The sequence below is a fragment of the Streptomyces sp. NBC_00234 genome (genome assembly GCF_036195325.1).
Taxonomy (GTDB): Bacteria; Actinomycetota; Actinomycetes; order Streptomycetales; family Streptomycetaceae; genus Streptomyces.
Genome location: NZ_CP108101.1, coordinates 3,520,814 through 3,542,863 on the forward strand (window position 1 = coordinate 3,520,814; position 22,050 = coordinate 3,542,863).

Annotated in this window: 15 protein-coding genes; 4 read left to right on the top strand and 11 right to left on the bottom strand. The window is 71.3% G+C overall.

Annotated features, from left to right (window positions below; genetic code table 11):
- Positions 1 to 80: 80 nt before the first annotated feature.
- Positions 81 to 1,565, bottom strand: a complete 1,485-nt coding sequence (locus OG230_RS15215; RefSeq protein WP_328910752.1) for a peptidoglycan D,D-transpeptidase FtsI family protein — start codon at positions 1,563 to 1,565, stop codon at positions 81 to 83.
- A gap of 298 nt (positions 1,566 to 1,863) precedes the next feature.
- Between OG230_RS15215 and OG230_RS15220 the strand changes: the two genes are divergently transcribed.
- On the top strand, positions 1,864 to 3,375 hold the full coding sequence (locus OG230_RS15220; RefSeq protein ID WP_328911407.1) for a M4 family metallopeptidase: 1,512 nt from the start codon (positions 1,864 to 1,866) through the stop codon (positions 3,373 to 3,375).
- An 89-nt stretch (positions 3,376 to 3,464) separates the two neighbouring features.
- Here the strand turns inward: OG230_RS15220 and OG230_RS15225 are convergent, their stop codons facing one another.
- Positions 3,465 to 4,310, bottom strand: a complete 846-nt coding sequence (locus OG230_RS15225) for an LLM class F420-dependent oxidoreductase (protein ID WP_328910753.1) — start codon at positions 4,308 to 4,310, stop codon at positions 3,465 to 3,467.
- Positions 4,311 to 4,501: 191 nt separating this feature from the next.
- Between OG230_RS15225 and OG230_RS15230 the strand changes: the two genes are divergently transcribed.
- Entirely contained in the window at positions 4,502 to 6,013 is a 1,512-nt protein-coding gene (locus tag OG230_RS15230; RefSeq protein ID WP_328910754.1) for a CehA/McbA family metallohydrolase, read from the top strand.
- Between the two features lie 96 nt (positions 6,014 to 6,109).
- Complete coding sequence (locus OG230_RS15235; RefSeq protein ID WP_328910755.1) at positions 6,110 to 7,057, top strand: DUF4344 domain-containing metallopeptidase; 948 nt, start codon at positions 6,110 to 6,112, stop codon at positions 7,055 to 7,057.
- Here the strand turns inward: OG230_RS15235 and OG230_RS15240 are convergent.
- Complete coding sequence (locus OG230_RS15240; protein WP_443051556.1) at positions 7,045 to 9,807, bottom strand: GNAT family N-acetyltransferase; 2,763 nt, start codon at positions 9,805 to 9,807, stop codon at positions 7,045 to 7,047. The two genes, OG230_RS15235 and OG230_RS15240, sit on opposite strands and share 13 nt — an antisense overlap.
- A 113-nt stretch (positions 9,808 to 9,920) precedes the next feature.
- Here OG230_RS15240 and OG230_RS15245 point away from each other — a divergent pair, with 113 nt between their 5' ends.
- Positions 9,921 to 10,652, top strand: coding sequence for a siderophore-interacting protein (locus OG230_RS15245; RefSeq protein WP_328910757.1), 732 nt, complete (start codon positions 9,921 to 9,923; stop codon positions 10,650 to 10,652).
- A 43-nt stretch (positions 10,653 to 10,695) separates the two neighbouring features.
- Here the strand turns inward: OG230_RS15245 and OG230_RS15250 are convergent, their stop codons facing one another.
- The 8 genes from OG230_RS15250 to OG230_RS15285 form a co-directional block, all read right to left on the bottom strand.
- Positions 10,696 to 12,261, bottom strand: a complete 1,566-nt coding sequence (locus OG230_RS15250) for an APC family permease (RefSeq protein WP_328910758.1) — start codon at positions 12,259 to 12,261, stop codon at positions 10,696 to 10,698.
- Positions 12,262 to 12,520: 259 nt separating this feature from the next.
- Positions 12,521 to 13,987 (bottom strand): aldehyde dehydrogenase family protein, encoded by a 1,467-nt coding sequence (locus OG230_RS15255; protein ID WP_328910759.1) that lies wholly within the window; start codon positions 13,985 to 13,987, stop codon positions 12,521 to 12,523.
- A complete protein-coding gene (locus OG230_RS15260; RefSeq protein ID WP_328910760.1) occupies positions 13,984 to 15,723 on the bottom strand; it encodes an N-acyl-D-amino-acid deacylase family protein in 1,740 nt (579 codons plus the stop codon). The genes OG230_RS15255 and OG230_RS15260 overlap by 4 nt, the downstream gene beginning before the upstream one ends.
- 200 nt (positions 15,724 to 15,923) lie before the next feature.
- Positions 15,924 to 17,051, bottom strand: coding sequence for an LLM class flavin-dependent oxidoreductase (locus OG230_RS15265; protein WP_328910761.1), 1,128 nt, complete (start codon positions 17,049 to 17,051; stop codon positions 15,924 to 15,926).
- 98 nt (positions 17,052 to 17,149) lie between these two features.
- Positions 17,150 to 17,935: an SDR family NAD(P)-dependent oxidoreductase gene (locus OG230_RS15270; protein WP_328910762.1), complete on the bottom strand. Its 786-nt coding sequence runs from the start codon at positions 17,933 to 17,935 to the stop codon at positions 17,150 to 17,152.
- An 11-nt stretch (positions 17,936 to 17,946) separates the two neighbouring features.
- The gene (locus OG230_RS15275) at positions 17,947 to 18,855 is read right to left on the bottom strand and encodes an LLM class F420-dependent oxidoreductase (protein WP_443051589.1); all 909 of its coding nucleotides are present in this window, start codon (positions 18,853 to 18,855) and stop codon (positions 17,947 to 17,949) included.
- 262 nt (positions 18,856 to 19,117) lie between these two features.
- Entirely contained in the window at positions 19,118 to 19,960 is an 843-nt protein-coding gene (locus OG230_RS15280; protein ID WP_328910764.1) for a M23 family metallopeptidase, read from the bottom strand.
- A gap of 149 nt (positions 19,961 to 20,109) precedes the next feature.
- Positions 20,110 to 22,023, bottom strand: a complete 1,914-nt coding sequence (locus tag OG230_RS15285; RefSeq protein ID WP_328910765.1) for an AMP-dependent synthetase/ligase — start codon at positions 22,021 to 22,023, stop codon at positions 20,110 to 20,112.
- Positions 22,024 to 22,050 lie beyond the last annotated feature (27 nt).

Genomic DNA, 22,050 nt, shown 5'->3' on the forward strand with positions numbered 1-22,050 from the left:
GGTGGTGCCGGCCGGGGAGACCTGGCCGGTGCCGGACGAGGGAGACCCTGGGCCCTCGCTGGGGAAGTAGGCCGGGGGGCCTACTTCCCCAGCACCGCCTTCATCACGTTCTTCGCGATCGGGGCACCCAGCCCGCCACCCGAGATGTCCTCACGGGAGATGTCCATGGCCGTCGGGTCGATGAAGACCGCGACCGCGACCGACTGACCGTCGGGCTTCTTGCCGTACGAGACGAACCAGCCGTACGGGACTTCCTTGCGGACGTCGACGCCCCGCTGCGCCGTACCGGTCTTGCCGCCGACCGTCACACCGTCGATCAGGGCGCGCTGGGCGCTGCCCGCCTTGGCGGTGAACTCCATCATCTCCTGGACCTTCTTCGCGGTGTCCTCGGAGACGGCCTGGCTCATGAGCTTCGGCTCGTTCTGCTCCAGGGTGGAGAGGTCGGGGCCGCGGAGCTGGTCGACGATGTACGGCTGCATCAGCTTGCCGTTGTTGGCCATGGCCGCCGTGACCATCGCCATCTGCATCGGGGTGCTGGTCAGCGAACCCTGTCCCATACCGGTCAGCGCGGTGCCCGGCTTGTCCAGTTCCTCCGGGTAGAGGCTCTTCGTGGCGAGCATGTCGCCGAAGTCCTCCGAGTACACGTCGGAGTTGAAGCCGAACTTCTCCGCCGTCTCGCGCATCTTGTCGTCGCCCAGCTTGGCCGCCGCGTCGAGGAAGACGTTGTTGCAGGAGTACTGCATGGCCGTCTTCAGGGACGCCTTGTTGCAGGCCGCGTCGCCCGCCTCGCTGCTGATCTTGTTCGAGGAGAGCGGGAGGGGGTACGGGGAGACCGCGTCGGTCCTGGCATCGACGTCCGTGACGACACCGTGCTCCAGGGCGGCGGCAGCCGTGAGGATCTTGAAGGTGGAGCCGGGCGGGAAGGTCTCGCGCAGCGGACGGTTGGCGAGCGGCTTGCTCTTCTCGTCCACGAGCGCCTGGAACTTGTCGCCCTCCTTGAAGGAGTTGCCGGCGAAGACCGAGGGGTCGTACGAGGGGGTGGAGGCGAGCGCGAGGACCTTGCCGGTGGCCGGGTCGAGGGCCACCACCGCACCTCGGGCGTCGATGTCGGTCAGGCCCTTGTACGCGGCCTCCTGGGCCTTCGGGTCGATCGTCGTGATCACGTCGCCGCCGCGCCGCGGCTGGCCGGTGATGATGTCCTTGGCGTGCCGGAAGGCGAAGCGCTCGTCCTGGCCGCTGAGCACCTCGTCGTACGTCTTCTCCAGGAGCGACATGCCCTGCGCCTGGGAGGCGTAACCGGTGACCGGCGCGTACATCGGCCCGTTCTTGAAGGTGCGCTGGTACTTGAAGTCGGTGCCGGACACGGCCTTCGACCCGGTCACCGCCTTGCCGCCGACGATGATGTCGCCGCGCGGGGTGGCGAACTGCGTGATCTTGACGCGCCGGTTGTGCTCGTTGTTCGCGAGTTCCTCGCGCTGGGCGAACTGCAGCCAGTTCGCGCGCAGCAGGAGGGCAAGCACCAACAGCCCGCAGAAGATGGCGATGTGCCGCAGCGGCCTGTTCATGGCTCCCCCAACTCCCTGACGGCCGCTCACCCATCGACGGTGGCAGTCCGCGCTTCGATCTCCAGTGTTGAAGGATGCCACTTCGGCTCGCGCGGTTGCAGCGGGAGGTCTTCCCCTGGTCAGGGATACCGGCCTTTGTCCGCCTATCGCCGGGCCACCAAGGTCAAATGTCTGTCAGGTCTCTGTCACGAACGTTCATTCGGTGCCATTCTCACCGGCGCACCCCCCACGAACCGAGTGAAGGAGAGACCGCGTGAGAACCACGCTGCGTGCCGCCGCACTTGTCGCCTCTGCTGCCATGGCCGTCGTCGCCGTACAGGGCGCACCGGCCAGCGCCGACTCCACCGCCGCCGACCGGGAGTCCGGCGCCACCGCGCTTCCGCTCAGCGCGTCGGCCCGGGCGACCGCCATCAAGGACGCGCAGGCCGGAGCCGTCGCCGCGGCGCGGCAGATCGGACTCGGTGCACAGGAGAAGCTGATCGTCCGCGATGTCGTCAAGGACGCCGACGGCACCGTCCACACCCGGTACGAGCGGACCTACGACGGCCTCCCGGTACTCGGCGGCGACCTGGTGACCCACGCCCGCAAGGACGGCTCGGTCAAGGGCATATCCCGCGCGCACTCCGAGCAGATATCGCTCCCGACGACGTCCGCGTCCGTCGCGGCGGCCCCGGGCGCGCGCAAGGTGGTCTGGGCGGCCGACGGCAAGCCGGTCCTCGCGTACGAGACCGTCGTCACCGGTACGCAGGCCGACGGCACACCGCGCGAGCTGCACGTCATCACGGACGCCACGAGCGGCAAGAAGCTCTACTCGTACGAGGGCATCCACACCGGGACGGGCACGAGCCAGTACAGCGGCACCGTCGCGCTGGGCACCACCCTCAGCGGCTCCTCCTACAGCCTCACCGACGGAGGCCGCGGCGGACACAAGACGTACGACCTCAACGGCGGCACGTCCGGCACCGGCACGCTCTTCACCGACGCCGACGACGTCTGGGGCAGCGGCACCACCGCCAACCGTCAGACGGCCGGCGTCGACGCCGCCTACGGCGCCGGTGTGACCTGGGACTTCTACAAGACGGAGTTCGGCCGCAACGGCATCGCGGGCGACGGCAAGGCCGCCTACTCGCGCGTCCACTACGGCAACGCGTACGTCAACGCTTTCTGGTCCGACAGCTGCTTCTGCATGACGTACGGCGACGGGGCCAACAACCTCAAGCCGCTCACCTCGCTGGACGTCGCCGCGCACGAGATGAGCCACGGGCTCACGGCGTCCACCGCAGGGCTGAAGTACAGCCGGGAGTCGGGCGGCCTCAACGAGGCCACCAGCGACATCCTCGGCACCTCGGTGGAGTTCTACGCCAACAACTCCGCCGACGCCGGTGACTACCTCATCGGCGAGAAGATCGACATCCGCGGCAACGGCACCCCGCTGCGCTACATGGACCGGCCCAGCCGGGACGGCTCGTCGGCGGACTACTGGTCCAGGAACGTCGGCAGGCTGGACGTGCACTACTCGTCCGGTCCGGCCAACCACTTCTTCTACCTGCTGTCCGAGGGCAGCGGGGCCAAGACGGTCAACGGCGTCTCGTACGACTCCCCGACCGCCGACGGCTCCACCGTCACGGGCATCGGCCGGGACAAGGCGTACAAGATCTGGTACAAGGCCCTCTCCACGTACATGACCTCGTCGACCGACTACGCGGGAGCCCGCGCGGCGACCCTGCAGGCCGCGGGCGACCTGTACGGGGCGGGAAGCGCCGAGCAGCAGGGCGTGACCGCGGCCTGGAACGCGATCAACGTGAAGTAGCGGCACCGAGGAACGGGAGGGGCCGGACCGCACTGCGCGGTCCGGCCCCTCCCCCGTGTTCCAGCCCGGCATGATCCAAACGGGAGGCCCTAGAGGTGCGCCGCGTACGCGTCCAGGACCCGCAGCACCTCGGGCGCCGGCTCCGGAGGCAGTTGGAGGACGACCTCCTCGATGCCCAGATCCGCGTAGTACGCCAGCTTCCCCGGGTTCGGGAGGACCGCGTACGGCACCACCTGGAGGTGCTGGGGGTCCCGGCCCGCCGCCTCCCAGACCCTCCGCAGCTCCGGCACGGACTCCGACAGGCCGCGCCCGCCGATCGGCAGCCAGCCGTCCGCGTACTCCGCGATCTGCGCGAACAGCTTCGGACCCGCGGCCCCGCCGATCAGCGTGCGCGGTCCGGTCACGGGGCCGCGCGGCTTCTGGACCGGCTTCGGGTACGCGAAGCTCGCCCGAACCGAGCCGAACTCGCCCTCGTACGCCGTCGGTTCCTCCGACCAGAGCGCCCGCATCAGAGCCATCCGGTCCCGCCCGAGGGCCCGCCGCTTCGACCAGACGACGCCGTGGTCCGCGGCCTCCTCCACATTCCAGCCGAAGCCGACGCCGAGCGTGAAACGGCCCCCGGAGAGGTGGTCGAGCGTGGCGATCTGCTTCGCCAGGTCGATCGGGTCGTGCTGGGCGACCAGTGTGATGCCCGTGCCGAGCGCGAGGCGCTCCGTCACGGCCGCCGCCTGCCCGAGTGCGACGAAGGGGTCCAGGGTGCGGCCGTACTCGGGAGGCAGTTCGCCGCCCGCCGGATAGGGCGTCTCCCGGCTCACCGGAATGTGGGTGTGCTCGGGCAGATAGAGCCCGGCGAAACCCCGTTGTTCCAGCTCACGCGCGAGCGCGACCGGCGTGATCGTCTGATCGGTGAGGAAGATCGTTGTGGCGATCCGCATGCGAGGACACCTCCGTCGTCGACCGGTGGGGCTCAAACGTATGCCGTCGGGGCCGTGAATCCGAGCCCCGGGCCGTTCCGCGACTCCGCGCCCTTTTCCGCAGCTTGGCCGCAACACCCCTTACGTTTCCGCTGCGTTCAGGGGCCAATACCAGGGTTCGCGTACACGACGACACCCTGGGAGCCACTCGTATGACCGGTTCGCACACCGCTCACGACCGCCCGATCGCCAGGCGCGGCCTGCTCGTCGGTACGGCCGCCACCGCTCTAACGTTGGGCACTGTGAGCTTCGCCGACGCCTCGCCCGACACGGACGAGACCCGCACCGTACGGGGCACACTGCCCACCGGGTCCCCCGACTTCGTCCACCTGCCCGTCGAAGTACCGCACGGTGTACGGGAGATCGAGGTCTCGTACACGTACGAGAAGACCCCCGTCCCGGCCGGAACCCAGGGCAACGCCCTCGACATCGGCCTCTTCGACGAGCGCGGCACCGCGCTGGGCGGGGCCGGTTTCCGCGGCTGGTCCGGCGGGGCCCGCAGCAGCTTCTTCGTCCGCGCCGACGCGGCGACCCCCGGCTACCTCGCGGGCCCCGTACGGGCGGGGACCTGGCACATCGCGCTGGGGCCGTACACCGTGGCCCCCGAGGGGCTCCCCTACGAGGTGACGATCACCCTCCGCTTCGGGCCCTCCGGCTCCACGCCGAAGCCCGTGTATCCGCCGGAGCGCGCCAAGGGACGGGGCCGCGCCTGGTACCGGGGCGACTGTCATCTGCACTCCGTCCACTCGGACGGGCGGCGCACCCCGGCCGAGATCGCCGCCGCCGCGCGGGCCGCCGGGCTCGACTTCATCAACAGCAGCGAGCACAACACCCACTCCGCGCACAGCGCGTGGGAGGGGCTGTGGGGCGAGGACCTGCTGATCCTTACGGGCGAGGAGGTCACCACCCGCAACGGTCACGTGCTCGCCCTCGCCACCGACCCGGGCACCTTCGTCGACTGGCGCTACCGGGCCCGCGACAACCGGTTCGGCCACTTCGCGAAGGCCGTGCGGCGGGCCGGCGGGCTGGTCGTGCCCGCCCATCCGCACGCCACCTGCATCGGCTGCCACTGGAAGTTCGGCTTCGGCGAGGCGGACGCGGTGGAGGTGTGGAACGGGCCCTACACCCCCGACGACGAGATCTCCCTCGCCGAGTGGGACAACGCCCTCGTGGCGTCCGCACGCTCCGGCAGGCCGTGGATCCCCGCCATGGGGAACAGCGACGCCCACCGCGAGCCGGACCGGGTGGGTCTGCCGCAGACCGTCGTCCTCGCCGACGAGCTGTCCCGCGAGGCGATCACGGACGGCATCCGGGCCGGACGTTCGTACATCGCCGAGTCGTCCGGCGTCACGCTCGCCTTCGGCGCCACCGGCGGCCGTGGTCTGCACGCCGGGATCGGCGGACGGCTGCCCGCCGACGCCGACGCCCCTGTCACGGTGCGGCTGGAGGTCGGAGGGGCGCCGGGCTGCACGGCGCACTTCGTGACCGATCAGGGCACGCTGTTCACCGCCCCGCTGCCCGCCTCGGGGACCGGCACGGTGGAGTGGCGCACGACGCCGCAGTACGCCGCCTACGTCCGCGCCGAGGTCCGGCATCCGCCCCAGGTGCCGGGCCTTCCCGGGCCGCTCGCCGCCCTCACCAACCCGGTCTTCCTGGGGCGCTGAGACTCACCCGAACGGCCCGCGAACGGTGGCCCTCCGCGGCGGTGTCCCGGACCGTCGTGGAGGGACCGATCGCCGACGGTGAGGGGCTGAGTTTCGATGCGAACCCGGGCACGGACCTGGAACGGCACGTGGAGCGGGGCGACGGCCCGAGCGCGGGCGGTGCGGCGGGCGGCCGGCGCAGCCGTGCTGGCCGCCGCGCTGGGGCTGGCATCGGCGGGCTGCTCGTCCGGCGGACCGGAGGGCACAGGAAGCGGCGCGGAGCCCTCCGCGGCCGTCGCGGCGGCCCGGGCCACCTCGCCCGCCGCGTCCCCGGCGGGCAAGGGCGAGCTGGTCGTGTCGTACACCGAGGGCCTGACGGCCGCGGACCGGGAGACGGAGGCGTTCCTCCGGAAGAACAAGACCCTGGAGGGCTTCGCCGACTACGCGAACAGCCGGGTCGCGCTCCCCTACGACGTGCCCGTCGAGGCGAAGAGCTGCGGCACGACCGACGCGTACTGGGACCCGACGGCCCGGACGATCACCTACTGCTACGAGTTCCTCGGGCGCATGGCACCGGTGTACGAGAAGTCCGCCGCCCCGAGCGCCACCCCCGGCGCCACACGGGAGACGCAGGACGCCGTCGCCGCCGGCCTCATCGGCCTGACCCACGGCGTCCTCGTGCACGAGCTGGGGCACGGGCTGATCGCGATGTACGGCCTGCCGGTCGACGGGGACGAGGAGACGGCCGTGAACCAGCTCTCCGCCGTCCTCCTCACCACGGACGACGACGACAAGGACTTCGTCGTCGGCATCATCGACGCCTGGGGGGAGATGGCGGGCCAGGGCGTGCGGAGCACCGCCCGGACCGCCTTCGCCGAGGACCACGCCGTGGGCACGGCGCAGTTCTACGCGCTGGCCTGCTGGGTGTACGGCTCCGATCCCGACGGGTACCAGGACCTCGTCGGCCCGGACCTCCTTCCCGAGAAGCGGACCAAGGGCTGCGAGAAGGCCTACACGAAGGTGGCGAACACCTGGGGCAAGGCCCTCCAGCCCTATCTGAAGTGAGCCGGACGCTCCAGGAAGGCCAGCCTCGCGCGCTTCTCCGGCTTGTCGATCTCCGGGCCGAGTTCGAAGCCGGCCCTGACCATCCGGGCGATCGCCCGCTCGTTGCGGGCGTCGGGCTCGACGACGACCCGCAGATGGGCCGGGTCGCTGAAGGCATGGGCGACGAACACCGCGAGCAGCACGCCGGTGAAGCCGGGCTCGGCCTTGTCGCTGGGGCCCATCAGCAGGTGCACGCCGAAGTCGCCGGGCCGCACCTCGTAGCAGTCGGCGAGCGGGTCCTCGGCCGGGTCGTACGTCTGGTAGATCGCGACCGGGACGTCGTCCCGCAGGACCAGGTAACCGTGGTGCGTCGTGAGCGAGTCCAGGAAGGTGTACGCCTCCAGGACCTCCTCGCGGCTCGACTCGGTCATGCCCCAGAAGCGGGCCCGCTCCTCGCCGACCCAGCTGTGGATCAGGTCGAGGTCGGCGAGGGGGTCCACGGAGACCAGGCGCACGGTTCCGAAGCCGTCGACGTCCTGCTCGTACACGGTCTCGCGCCGTTCGGGGGCGGCGGGTCGGGCTGCGGTCACTTCGGTTCTCTCCTCGGGTCGGTCGCGGTGCAGCAGTTTCCAGTCGGTGACCACGGGGGCGAGCCCGCCCTTCGTCCACAGCGGGAGCTGGTCACGGTGGTGGGCGTCGCCGGGTATCCCTGAGGCGCCGAAGGGGACCACCCACAGGCTGTCCTCGCGGCGCGCCAGGTCCCATACGTAGCGGGCGGCCGGGCCGCGGGCGCCGTGGTCGGTGATGCCGGGGACGCTGGACGTGGACAGCACGCAGTCGTGGTCGCCCGCCAGACCGGGCCGGCTCGCCTCCGGGTCGGGGTCGGTGTCCGGCCACGCCTGCCAGGGCGCGAGGCGGTGCACCTCGCCCCAGGGGAGGGGCGGGTTCTCCTCGTCGTACCGGGCCGCGACCGCCTCGACGGCTGCGGTGACCGCCGCCAACCGGTCCTCGTACGGGAAGAGTTCGTGGCCGATCAGCGTCTCCAGGGCGTACCCGACCCTCGGCACCGCGGCGAGCCAGGGGCGGAACAGCTCCGGGTGGGCGGTGCTGCGGACGGGGTCGGCGGCGCCCGTCAGGACGGACAGGGCGGGGTGGGCGGCCAGGCGGTGGACGACCTCGGCGCGCAGGGCCGAGTACAGCGTGGGGTCCGTGGCGGCGGCCTCCATGTGCCGGTCCCAGCGCAGCAGCCTGTCGCGCAGTTCCGCCGCCCCCGGGCTCAGCTCCGCGGTGTCGGCGAGCAGCGCCAGCAGGGGCCGGGCCGAGGCGAGACGGGTGTCCATGTGGATGGCGGCCATGTCCTCGGCGGACCGGCGTCCGCCCGTGCCGAGCAGTTCGCGGATGCGCTCGGCGCGGTGCGCGGGGGCGAACTCGACGCCGAGCGGGGCGGCGAGGCCGCGTTCGTTGGCCATCACCGCCGTACCGGTCGCGTCGGCCCCCGAGGCGGTGCGCGGCATGGGCGCGTGCCGGCCGTGCCAGGCGTACGCGGGGTCGTGGGCGGGGACGACGCGCAACTGGTTCTCGCGCGGGCGCACGGGTACGTAGCCGGCGACGCGGTGCAGGGTCGCGCCGGTGGTGTCGGCGGCGAGCACGACGTTGACGGGTTCGACCCAGCCGTCGAGTGCCGTGTCGACGTCGCCGACGGTACGGGCCCGGAGGAGGGCGGGCAGCACCTCGAAGCCGAGCAGACCGGTGACGCGGGGCGGGTAACGGAGGCTGAGGGCCGGGGCGTCGGCTGCCGGTGACCCGGCTTCGGCCTCGGCTCCGGTGTCCGGGCCTCCGACGATCACCGGGCCGCGCGCGGTCTCGACGACCTCGATCCCGACCGGCTCACCGCCCGACACCGCGATGCTCTCCGTGTGCACGTGGGCCGTCTCCCAGCCCTCGGGGCCGAGCGCCTCGACGCCGCCGTCCGCCGTACGCCGCAACTGCTCCCGGTACAGGTCCTGGTAGTCGGCCATCGCGTTGGTGATGGCCCAGGCGACGCCGCCCGTGTGGCCGAAGTGGGCGAGGCCCGGGACCCCGGGGACGGCGAGGCCCACCACGTCGAACTCGGGGCAGGCCAGCCGGATCTGCTGGTAGACCCCGGGGTCCTCGATGAAGCGGTGCGGGTCGCCCGCGATGACGGGGGCGCCGCTGACGGTGCGTTCCCCCGTGAGGAGCCAGCCGTTGCTGCCGGAGGTGCCCGGGCCGTCGGTGGCGAAGAGGGTGATCGCGTCGTCGCCGAGCCGGCGGGCGACCTCTTCACGCCAGAGTTTGGTGGGGAAGCCCGCGAACAGGATGTGGGTGGAGAGCCAGACCCCGAGCGGGGTCCACGGCTGCCAGCGGCCCGGAGCGAGCCCGGCGGCTGCGAACTCCGGGGATCTTCGGGCCCCTTCGGCGAGTCCGGCGTTGACCCCGTCGACGTAGGCCGTCACCCAGGCCGCGGTCCCCGGGTCGAGCCGGTCGAAGCAGCGGCGTGCGGTGTCGTCGAGCCGGGCCTGGCGGGCGAACCGGTCCCAGCCGAGCGCCGCTTCACCGAGGAACGCGGCCGTGGTGCCCTGCAGCCGGTGGCGTTCGGTCTCGACCTGCCAGGCGCGGTCCGTCGCGGCGTTGTGGCCCTGCGCGCGGGCGAGCGCGAGAGCACTCTCCGCCCGCAGATGGGGTATCCCCCAGTCGTCCCGGAAGACTTCGAAGCCGGCCTCCGACGTCGTTGATCCGCCCACGGTCCCCATCCCCACTCCCGAACGCCGCTTCCGGCGCTTTTCAGCCACTCCCCAGCCCCCACAATTTAGGTTAGCCTAACCTAAAGCAATTTTCGGGGCTGGGGACAGGGAAGGGATCAGTCGTGGGTCATGGCTGGGAGGGCGTCGTCCTCAAGTTGATGCGGGGGCGCGATTTCACGTTCACCGTGACGGGATCCGAGCAGGTCACCGAGGACTTCCGCCGGGTGCACGTGAAGGACGGCGGGATGCTGACCGCGACCGGCGGCGCACACCCCACGATGTGGGTGCGCATCTGGTTCGAGCAGGCGGGCAAACCCCACCAGCGCGCCTACACCCTCGTCGACCCGGACCCGGCCGCCGGAACGTTCAGCCTGGAGTTCGCGCTCCACGACGGCGCCGCGAGCGACTGGGCCCGCACCGCGCAGGCGGGCGACACCATCGACGCGACCCTCCAGGGCACGGGCTTCACGCTGCCCGAGCCCGCCCCCGCCCGGCTCTTCGTCGTCGGCGACACCGCGTCCCTCCCCGCGATCAACTCCCTGCTGGACGCGGTCCCGCAGACCCCGGCGACGATCTGGTTCGAGACGACGCACGACTCCGACGAGAAACTGCCGTTCCGGCTGGACCCGGCCCACCACACCCTGCACAAGGTCCCGCGCCGCGAGGCGGGCGCGCACCTGGTGGCCGAGGTGAAGGCGGCCCTGCCGGAGCTGCTCGGCGACGACCCGTCCGACGCGTACGTCTGGATCGCCTGCGACACGACGACGACCAGGTCCCTGGCCGCGTTCGCACGCAAGGACCTGGCCGTTCCCAAGGACCGTGTGAACGCCCTGGGTTACTGGCGCGCGGGCTGAGCCCCCGCCGGGCCGGCGCCCGCCGGCCCGGCGCGACGGTCGCTCAGTCCGCGACCACCAGCGCCGGGGTCTCCCGCGTCAGCACCTCGCCGCGGAAGAACGCCGGGCTGCGGCGCTGCATCACGAGCATCAGCACCCCGCCGAGGAGCAGCAGCCCGACGGCGATCACGAAGACCGAGCCGACGCCGAACACCGAGGAGCCGGAGCCGTACGCCGGGTCCCACATGTCGTACAGGGTCTTGCCGAAGACCGCGGTGAGCAGGGTGCCGCCGAGGATCGGGCAGAGCCCCTTGTAGACGAAGTCCCGGGCCGAGCGGAACAGCTCGCGACGGAAGTACCAGGCGCACGCGAACGCCGTGATCGAGTAGTAGAAGCAGATCATCAGGCCGAGCGCGTAGATCGTGTCGACGAGGACGTTCTCGCTGACCAGGGTCATGACCGTGTAGAACGTGCCGGTCGCGACGCCCGCCGTGACCGTCGCGCGGCCCGGGGTCTTGAACCGCGTGTGGACCTTGGCGTACGAGGCGGGCAGGGCCTCGTACGAGGCCATCGCCAGCACCGTGCGCGCCACCGGGATGAAGGTGGTCTGCAGGCTCGCCGCGGCCGACGCGAGGACCGCGACGAAGAGCAGGATGCCGAGGCCGGGACCCATGACCGGGCCCGCGAGCGCGGCGAAGACGTTGTCGGAGGTCTCCGGGTTGGCGAGGCCGAGGCCCTCGTCGCCGGAGCCGACCATCATCTGGGCGGCGATGCCGGTGGCCAGGTACGAGCCGACGAGGACGACCATCGCGATGAGGGCGGCCCGGCCGGGCGTCCTGGCGCTGCCGACGGTCTCCTCGTTCGTGGTCATGCAGGCGTCCCAGCCCCAGTACATGAAGATCGAGAGCGACAGGCCGGCCGTGAAGGCGGCGAAGGACTGGACCGCGAACGGGTTCATCCAGGACCAGGAGAAGTCCAGGCCCGTGTCGAACGTGCCGCTGCCGGCCTTCTGGAAGGCCATCGCCACGAAGATCGCGAGGACCACGAGCTGGAGGCCGACCAGTGCGTACTGGATGCCCTTGGTGGCCGTCATCCCGCGGTAGCTGATGGCCGTGGCGACGGCGATCAGGACGAGGCAGGTGAGGATGTGGACCGGTTTGCTGTCGTCCAGGGCCGCGATCGATCCGCTGCCGGTGATCTCGCCCGCCAGGAGCCAGAAGTACGAGGTGGCGACGCCCGCCAGGTTCGACAGGACGATGATCGTCGCGATGACCAGGCCCCAGCCGCACATCCAGCCGACGCGCGGGCCGAACGCCTTCACCGTCCAGGTGAAGGAGGTGCCGCAGTCGGGCATGACCCGGTTGAGCTCGCGGTACGCAAAGGCGACCAGCAGCATCGGCAGGAAGCCCGCCAGGAAGACGGCCGGCATCTGCACGCCGACCTCTCCGGCCGTGGAGCCGAGTGTGGAGGTCAGGCAGTACACGGGGGCGACGGTGGAGACGCCGATGACGGCGCTGCCCATCAGGCCCACGGAGTTGCCGCCGAGGCCCTTGCCGCGTACACCGCCGTCGGCAGGGGCCGATCCCCGTACCGCGTCTCCGGCCTGTGGCCGCGTGTCCAGCTGAGTCATGAAGGTGACGTTATTCGCTGCGATATCCATATCCGGAGGGTGAGACTCCGCCGTCTCACCCTTTGATTGAGTATGAATACTGGACTACGAGTTGATGAATTGAAGGCGCGAAGAGCACTGCGCCTCTCGATGGGAGATCCAGGAGCGGACACGGCAGCGTACGAGAACCGCAGCACTGTCCATTTCGTCCTGGTTCAAAAGTTTCCCGTGCCTGTCCGCATTGCGAACAGGCACGGCCCCTGCCCCCGTCCCGCGCCGCTCAGCCCGGCCAGACGATCGCCTGCGTCTCGCTGTACGCGTGCAGGGCGTACGACCCCACGTCCCGGCCCACACCGCTCCGCTTGAAGCCGCCGAACGGCGCCTCCATGTTCCGGCCGATGGTGTTGACGCCGACCCCGCCCGCGCGCAGCCGTCCGGCGATCCGGAAGGCCCGGGCGACGTCCCCCGACCAGACGTAGTCGAGCAGCCCGTAGTCGCTGTCGTTGGCCAGGGCGATCCCCTCCTCCTCCTCGTCGAAGGGGACGACCACGACGACCGGTCCGAAGATCTCCTCCCGCACGACGCGCATGTCGTTCGTGCAGTCGGCGAGCAGGGTGGGGGCCACGTAGAAGCCCCGGTCGAGACCGGCCGGGCGGGCGCCGCCCGCGGCGAGCCGCGCCCCTTCCTTCCGCCCGAGCTCGACGTACGACTCGACGCGGTCGCGGTGCGCGGCGGAGATGACCGGGCCGACGACCGTGCCGCGGGCGGTCGGGTCCCCGACCTTCAGGTAGCCCGCGTACGCGGCCAGCTTCCCGACCAGCTCGTCGTACACACCGCGCTGCGCCAGCACCCGGGTCGGGGCCGTGCAGATCTGGCCGCTGTAGAAGGAGAACGTCGTGCCGATGCCCGCCACCGCGGAGTCCAGGTCGGCGTCGTCGAGGACGAGCGCCGCCCCCTTGCCCCCCAGTTCCATCAGCTGCCGTTTCATCGAGCGCCCGCACACCTCGGCGATGCGCTGCCCCACGCCGGTCGAGCCGGTGAAGCTGACCATGTCGACGTCGGGCGAGTCGACGGCGGCCTCCCCCGCCCCGGGGCCCGAACCGGTCACGACGTTGACGACGCCCGGCGGGATGCCCGCCTCTTCGAGGGCGGCGGCCATCGCGTAGACGGAGAGCGGGTCCTGCGGGGCCGGTTTCACGAGGACCGTGTTGCCCATGGCGAGCGCGGGGGCGATCTTGCCCGCCGCGTTGGCCCACGGGTTGTTGTACGAGGTGATGCAGGTGACGACCCCGACCGGGCGGCGGACGGCCAGCGCGCCGAAGACACCGGCCCGCCCCATCGGGCCCGCCTCGTTGATCTGCGGCGGCACGGCCTGCTCGACGGGTTCCAGCGCGCCCTTCGCGTACCGCCGGAAGCGGGCCGCGCCGACGGCCACCTGCATGCCGCCGGCCGTTCCCGTGGTCGCACCGCTCTCCGCCGAGGCCAGCACGGTGTGGGCGGCGGCGTCCCGCTGGATGATCCCGGCGGCCCGGTCCAGGATCGCGGCCCGCTCCTCCGGGCGGGTGCGCGACCAGGTGGCGAAGGCTTCGCGGGCCGCGGCGGCAGCCGCGTACACCTGCGCGCGGCTCGCCTCGGGCGCCCGTCCGACGACCTCCTCGGTGGCCGGGTTGATCACGTCGTAGTGACCGCCGTCCGGCTCCGTCCACTCCCCGCCGATGAACAGCGGCTGCTCCGTCGTCCCGCTCATGCGGTGCTCACCGTCCGGGTGTCGCGGCCGGAGCGGAGCACCGTGCCGGGGACCGCGCCGGTCACCTTGTCCTCGCGCAGCGTCTCGACGCCGTTGACGCGGACGGACACGATCCCGAGGGCCTTGGAGTCCAGGCGCGGGCTGTCGCCCGGCAGGTCGTGCACGAGGGTGGCGGGACCCGCGTCGATGCGTTCGGGATCGAAGAGGACGAGGTCGGCGTGGAAGCCTTCCTGGATGCGCCCCCGCTCGCGCAGGCCGAAGAGCTGCGCCGGGTCGTCGGTGAGCATCTTGACGGCCTGGGTCAGCGGGAGGAGTTTCCGGCCGCGCAGACAGTCGCCGAGAAAGCGTGTGGTGTACGGGGCTCCGCACATCCGGTCCAGGTGGGCGCCCGCGTCGGACCCCCCGAGCAGGACGTCCTCGTGTTCCCAGGTCTGGCGGCGCAGGTCCCAGGAGGCCGGGTCGTTGTCGGAGGGCATGGGCCACAGGACCGTACGCAGCTCGTCGACGGCACAGATCTCGACGAGGCACTGGAAGGGGTCCTGCCCGCGTTCGGCGGCGATGTCCCTGACGACGCGCCCCGTGAGTCCTTCGTTCGCCGGACTGTAGGTGTCCCCGATGACGTAGCGGCCGAAGTCGGCGAGGCGGCGGAAGACGCCTGCCTCCTTGCTGTTGGCGCGGCGGAGCATCTCGGCACGGGTGCCGGCGTCGCGCAGCCGCTCGATGCGCTCGGGAACGGGGAGGGCGAGGATGTCGCCCCAGCCGGGGATGAGGTTGAGGGCGCAGAAGGTGCCGAGCGACATGTTCATCGGCGTGAGGATCGGCATGGTGAGGGCGACGATCCGGCCGCCCGCGCGACGGGCCCGTTCGCTGGGTATCAGCTGGCGGGGTACGCGCTCGGGGACGGCGGCGTCGATGGTGAGGACGTTCCAGTTGAGGGGCCGTCCGGCGGCTGCGCTCATGTCGACGAGCAGGTCGATCTCCTCGTCGGAGAACTGGTCGAGGCAGCCCGCGACGATCGCTTCGAGCTGGGTGCCCTCGTGCTCCCCGACGGCCCGGGACAGGGCGAGGAGCTCCTCGGGCCGTGCGTGCCGGGAGGCGACCGGCTGTCCGTCGCCGTCGGAGTGGGTGGAGGACTGCGTGGTGGAGAGCCCCCAGGCCCCGGCGTCCATCGCGTCGTGGAGCAGCGCGGTCATGGCGGCCGTCTGCCGCTCCGTGGGCTGTCCGCCGACCGCGTCGGGGCCCATGACGTGGCGGCGCAGGGCGCAGTGCCCGACCATGAACCCGGCGTTGACGGCGATGCGTCCTTCGAGGGCGTCGAGATACTCCCCGAAGCCGGACCAGGTCCACTCGACGCCCTCTTCGAGCGCCGCGAGGGCCATGCCCTCCACCCGCGACATCATCCGCCGGGTGTAGTCGGCGTCCTCGGGCCGGTCCGGGTGGAGCGGGGCGAGGGTGAATCCGCAGTTGCCCCCGGCGACGGTGGTGACGCCGTGGTTCATGGAGGGCGTGGCGTACGGGTCCCAGAACAGCTGCGCGTCGTAGTGGGTGTGCGGGTCGACGAAGCCGGGTGCGAGCACCAGCCCGGTGGCGTCCTCGGTGGTGACGGCGTCCTCGGTGAGGACGCCCGGCTCGGCGATGACGGCGATGCGGCCGTCGCGGATGCCGAGATCGGCGGTGTACGCGGGAGCGCCGGTGCCGTCCACGACGGTCGCTCCGCGGATGAGGTGGTCGAGCATGACGGTTCCCTTCGTGTGGTGGTGTGCCGCCGGGGTGCGTACGGGCTGGCCGCGGTACGCATCCCGGCGGCCGGGGCGACGGTCCGGGAAGACGCCGCCCGGTCGATGGCCGGGAGCTCCGCCCCCGGCCCCCCCGCTGCTCGGCCGCCGGACGGGCTCGGCGGAGCCGAGCCCGTGCCGTTCGGCCCCGCGCGTGCCGCCTACGAACCGGCCGCCGCCCGGAACCGGCTCGTCCGGTGCACCGGATCCGTGTCGATCTTCGGAATCACGTGCTCCCCGATCAGCTTGATCGAGTTCAGCGTGTCCTCGGGCGAGATCCCGATCGGCAGCCCGAAGCTCAGCTGGTCCGCCCCCGCCTGCTCCCAGCGCCGGCACTGCTTCAGCACCTCGTCGGGATCACCGCAGATCATCAGCTCCTCCGCGATCAGCAGCTCGATGATCTCCTCGGAGTACTCCGGCAGCAGCTCGGGCCACTCCGGGACGCCGTCGGGCCGGGGGAACGTGTCGTGGTAGCGGAAGAGCAGCGACTGGAGGTAGTTCAGCCCGCCGCCGACCGCGATCTCCACGGCCTTCGCGTGCGTCTCCGCGCAGATCGCCGTGGACGTCACCATCACGTTGTCGTTGACGAAGTCCCCGACCGGCCGGGCCTCCTTGACCGCCGTCTTGTACGACTCGACGACCCACTCCATGTCGGCGACCTTCTGCACGCTGAAGCCCAGCACGCCGAGGCCCTTCTTCCCCGCCATGGCGTACGAGGAAGGCGAGCCGGCCGCGTACCACATGGCCGGGTGCGACGTCCCGTACGGCTTCGGCAGGATCTTCCGCGGCGGCAACGACCAGTGCTTGCCCTGGAAGCCGACGTACTCGTCCTGGAGCCACATCTTGGGGAACTCCGCGATGGTCTCCTCCCAGAGTTCCTTGGTGTGGTTCATGTCGGTGATGCCCGGCATGAATCCCAGGATCTCGTGGCTGCCGGCCCCGCGCCCCGTGCCGAACTCGAAGCGCCCTTCCGACAGGTGGTCGAGCATGGCGACCTTCTCGGCCACCTTCACCGGGTGGTTGACCGGGGCGAGCGGGTTGAAGATGCCGGACCCCAGGTGAATCCGGTCGGTGGCGTGCGCGAGGTAGCCCAGGTACACATCGTTGGCGGAGAGGTGCGAGTACTCCTCCAGGAAGTGGTGCTCGGAGGCCCAGGCGTACTTGAAGCCGGACTTGTCCGCCTGGATGACGTACTCGGTCTCCTCGATCAGTGCCTTGTGCTCTGCCTCGGGATCGACCTTGGCGCGCGCGGCAGGCACGTACCCCTGCACAAAGAGCCCGAATTCCACGGAGGTTCACCGTCCTCAATCATTTCTGACACACCGTCAGTTCACGATGCGACCGACTGTTCCACCGGTGGTCCGACCCGTCAATAGCTGACGCATCGTCAGAACAGGCTGACGCCCGCCAGCCAGCCGCCGTCGATCACGAACGGCTGCCCGGTGACGTACGAGGAGTCCTCGGAGCTCAGGAACAGCGCCAGCGCCGCCACCTCCTCCGGCCGCCCGATGCGCCCGAGCGGCACGAGCTTGCGGTAGAGCTCCGCCACCGCGGCCCCGGTCTCCTCGGGGTCCGCCGCCGGGTCCAGCGCCGCCGGATTGGTCATCGCGGTGTCCACCGCCCCGGGGCACACGGCATTGACCCGGATCCCCTTGCCCGCCAGCTCCAGCGCCGCCACCTTCGTCAGGGCGACGACAGCGTGCTTCGTGGCGGCGTAGGCGCCCACGAAGGCCATGCCGGTGAGACCGGTGTATGAGGCGGTGTTGACGATCGTCCCGCCGCCCGCGGCCTCGATCTCCGGGGCGACGGTCTTGATCCCCAGAAAGGCCCCGACCTGGTTGACCTGCACGATCTGCTGGAACTCCGCCAGCGGCGTGCTCACCAGCTCGTTGAAGCGCAGGATCCCCGCGTTGTTGACCAGCCCGTCGATCTTCCCGAAGGCGGCCTTCGCCTCCTCGACGGCGGCCTGCCACTCCTCCTCCCGGCTCACGTCCAGATGCACGAACCGGGCCGCTTCGTCCCCGAGCTCCTTGGCGAGCGCCTCCCCCTGCTCGTCGAGCACGTCGGCGATCACCACCCGCGCCCCTTCGGCGGCGAAGAGCCGCGCCTCCTGCTCGCCCTGCCCGCGCGCCGCACCGCTGATCAGCACGACACGTCCGTCCAGCTTTCCCATGCCCGGTCTCCCTACCTGTCGAGATGAGGTGCGACCTCGGCGGCGAACGCCGCCATCTGGTCGGTCAGTTCGGCACGGCTCCGGCTGCGGAACCGCACCTGGATCTGGTGGACGCCCATCGCCGCGTACTCGCGCAGCGACTCGGCGATGACCTCCGGCTTCCCGGTGAGAGCGCGCCTGCCCACGGCCCAGTCGGGCTCGCCCACGTACAGCGGCTCGGTGATCGCCCCGACGACGATGGGCTCCTCGACCCCGGCCTCCTCGCGCAGGGCCAGCAAGCGGGCGATCTGCGCGGGCAGCCTGCTCCTGGGGTCCCCCTGCGGCAGCCACCCGTCGCCGCGCACGGCGGCCCGCCGGACGGCGGCGGGCGAGGAACCGCCCACCCAGACGGGCACCCGCCCCTGCGCGGGACGCGGCAGCTGCCCCAGCCCGCCGAAAGTGAACCGCTCCCCCGCGAACTCCGGGTACTCGGCCGGCCCGAGTGCGGCCTTCAGCGCGTCGATGCTCTCGTCGAGCAGCCCTCCGCGCCCGTCGAAGTCCACCCCGAGCGCCTCGAACTCCTCCCGCACGTGCCCGGCCCCGACCCCGAGGATCAGCCGGCCGCCGCTGAGGTGGTCCAGCGTGGCGTACTGCTTGGCGGTGACGAGCGGGTGCCGCAGTCCGACGACGGCGACATGGCTCATCAGCAGGACCCGCTCGGTGACCCCCGCGAGGAACGACAAGGTGGCCACGGGGTCGTACCAGACCGTACTCATGGCCTCGGCGAGCCGCTCCGGCACGCCGACGTGATCACAACAGGCCAGGTACCCGAACCCGGCCCGGTCGGCGGTGCGGGCGATCTCGGCGAGGTCGTCGGGGGTGGCCCCGGCCTCCCACCTCTCCGCGTAGATGGTGCTCTGCGACTGGATCGGCAGCTGCATCCCGTACGACAGCGGCCCGGCGGACAGTATCGGCACCGACCGGCCTCCTTCCCCTGGGTGACCCCGCCCGACCCCGGCTCATGGATCTGACGTCCCGTCACATGACGGGCGGGGACATCGTCGTACCTGACGGTCCATCAGGCAAGGGAAGTTACGGAGCGCGGGCGCGACGCCTCAGGGTCCGCGGTCGCCGGCCTCGGCGGCCGGGATGCCGAGGCCGTACGGCAGGGACCGGATCCGGCCGTACGGCCTCGGCGCCGGCTCAGCAGTCCGGGATCACCGTGCCGTTGTTGTCACGGGCCTCGTCATTGCCCCAGCGGGAGAGGTAGTACGCCGAGACATAGGCCCCGTAGCCGTTCTTGCCCGCGTACACCGTGTCCAGGTCGGTCTTCAGCCACCAGTGGTTGTAGCTGCTGCCCGAGCCGATCTGCTGGCCCCAGACCTTGCAGTAGACGTAGTTCGTGCCCGCGTTCAGCACGCCCTGCGCGTCGTTCGTGTTCGCCGCGGCGTATCCGGTGGCGTTGGCGAAGGTGTCGACCCAGTACTTTCCGCCACCGCCGCCACAACCGTTGTCGCTGGTCAGGTACTTGCTGTAGTACGAGCCGGGGTACGGGGCGAGCGACTGGCCGTTGATCACGATGCTCTGGCCGACGCCGTTGTACAGCTGCTCGTAGTGGATGTGGGCACCCGAGCTGTTGCCGGTGGAGCCGGTGACGCCGATCTGCTGGCCCTGGGAGACCTGGGCGCCGTTGGCCACGGAGTACGAGGCCAGGTGGAAGTAGTACGTCTTCCAGCCACCGCCGTGGTCGATGGCGATGTAGTTCCCCGCGCCGGTGGGCTGCGAGTAGCGGTAGGCGGTGCCGCCCGCGGAGGCCAGTACGGCCGACCCGGCCGTGGCGCCGCCGTCCGTGCGGACGAAGTCGAGGGCCTGTCTGACCTCGGCCGAGTGGTGGCTGTAGGTCCATTGCTGGCCGCAGCCGAAGGGGGCCTTGAAGTTCGGTGCAGCGGCGGCGGGGGTCGCGGTGGCCGTGACGGCGAGGAGGCCGCCGAGGAGGGAGAGCAGGGCCAGCAGGGAGATACGTATCGATCGCGTGCGCGTGCGCATTCATCCTCCGGTACGAAGAAGTCGAAGCGTGGGCATCAATCCGCGTTGAACGGACGTGGAGCGTCCAGAGTGCCGGAACTTCGACGTCCCCAGTAGACCCGGAAGGCGGGCCCAACCGGGCCCGCCCGTAAGGAAGTCGGGACTTCTCCCTACTTGCGGTACAGCTCCTCGATCTCCGCCCGGAAGTCCTCCTCGATCGCGGCCCGCTTCAGCTTGAGCGAGGGGGTCAGATGGCCGCTCTCCTCGGTGAAGTCCGTCGGCAGGACGGTGAACTTGCGGATCGACTCCGCGCGCGACACCAGCCGGTTGGCCTCGTCCACCGCGCGTTGCAGCGCCGCACGCAGGTCCTCGTCGTTCACGAGGTCCCGCATGGGGATGTCCTGCTTCTTGCGCATCTGGCGCCAGTGCGCGAGACCGTCCGGTTCCAGGGTGATCAGCGCGGTGATGAACGAGCGGTTGTCGCCGACCACCATGCACTGGCCGACCAGCGGGTGGGCGCGCAGCCAGTCCTCCAGCGGGGCCGGAGTGACGTTCTTGCCACCGGTCGTGATGATGATGTCCTTCTTGCGGCCGGTGATCGAGAGGTAGCCGTCCTCGTCGAGCGCGCCCAGGTCGCCGGTGGCGAACCAGCCCTCGTCCAGATGCGGCACCGCCGTCCCGCGCTCGGCGTCCCAGTAGCCCTGGAACACCTGACCTCCCCGCAACAGGACCTCCCCGTCGTCGGCGATCCGCACGGCGGTGCCCGGCAGGGGCCAGCCGACGGTGCCGAGGCGGGGCTTGAGGGGCGGGGTCACCGTGTGGGCCGCGGTGGTCTCCGTCAGGCCGTACCCCTCGAAGATCTCGATGCCCGCGCCCGCGTAGAACGCGGCGAGCCGGTGCCCCAGCGGGGAGCCGCCGCAGATCGCGTACCGCACGTGCCCGCCGAGCGCGGCCCGGATACGCCGGTAGACCAGGGGGTCGTAGAGGGCCCTGGCCATGCGCAGGCCGAGTCCGGGGCCGGGGCCCGTCCCGTGTTCGGCGGCCTCGACCGCCTCGCCGTAGCGCCGGGCGATCCGGGCGGCCCGGTCGAAGGACGAGGCGCGGCCCATCTTCTCGGCCGTCGCCCGGCCGGTGTTGAACACCTTCTCCAGCACGTACGGGATGGCCAGCAGGAACGAGGGCTTGAAGCCCGCGAGGTCGGCGAGCAGGTCCTCGGTCCGGATGGAGGGCGCGTGGCCCAGGCGGACCCGCGCCCGTAGACAGCCGATGGCGACCATCCGGCCGAACACATGGGAGAGCGGGAGGAAGAGGAGCGTGGACGCCGGGTACTTGGACACGGACTTGAAGACCGGGTGGAGCAGTTCGATCGCGTTGTCGACCTCGGCGAAGAAGTTGCCGTGGGTCAGGACGCAGCCCTTGGGGCGGCCCGTGGTGCCCGAGGTGTAGATGAGGGTGGCCGGGGTGTCGGGTTCGAGGCCGGCTCTGCGGGCGGTGACGACCTCGTCGGGCACGTCCCTGCCGAGGGTCTTGAGCCGGCCGAGGGACCCGGTGTCGAACTGCCAGAGGTGTTCCAGGTCGCCGAGCTGCTTGCGCTCCTGGCTGATCAGCCGGGCCTGTTCGGTCGTCTCCACGGCGCAGGCGACGACGCCCGCGTCCTGGAGGATCCAGCGCGCCTGGAAGGCCGACGAGGTGGGGTAGATGGGCACGGTGACCAGACCGGCGGCCCAGGACGCGAAGTCGAGCAGGGTCCACTCGTAGGTCGTCCGGGCCATGATCGCGACCCGGTCGCCGGCCTGGAGCCCTTCGGCGATCAGCCCCTTGGCGACGGCCGTGACCTCGGCGGCGAACTCGGCGGCCGTCACCTCCTGCCAGCTCTCGTCGGGCTGCTTGCGGCTGAGCACCGCCTCGGCCGGGGCCTCGCGGGCGTTGTCGAAGGGGATCTCGGCGAGTGAGCCGCGTCGAACGGACGGGGCGAAGGCGGGTACGGAGACTTCTCGTACGGTTCCGTCCGCCGCCCTGACCTTGGTCGGCTCGACGAGGACGGGGCGGGAGGGGGTGACGGGTGCGGAGGCTGGCGTGGACACGTGCGGCTCCTCAACAGGGGGGCGGGC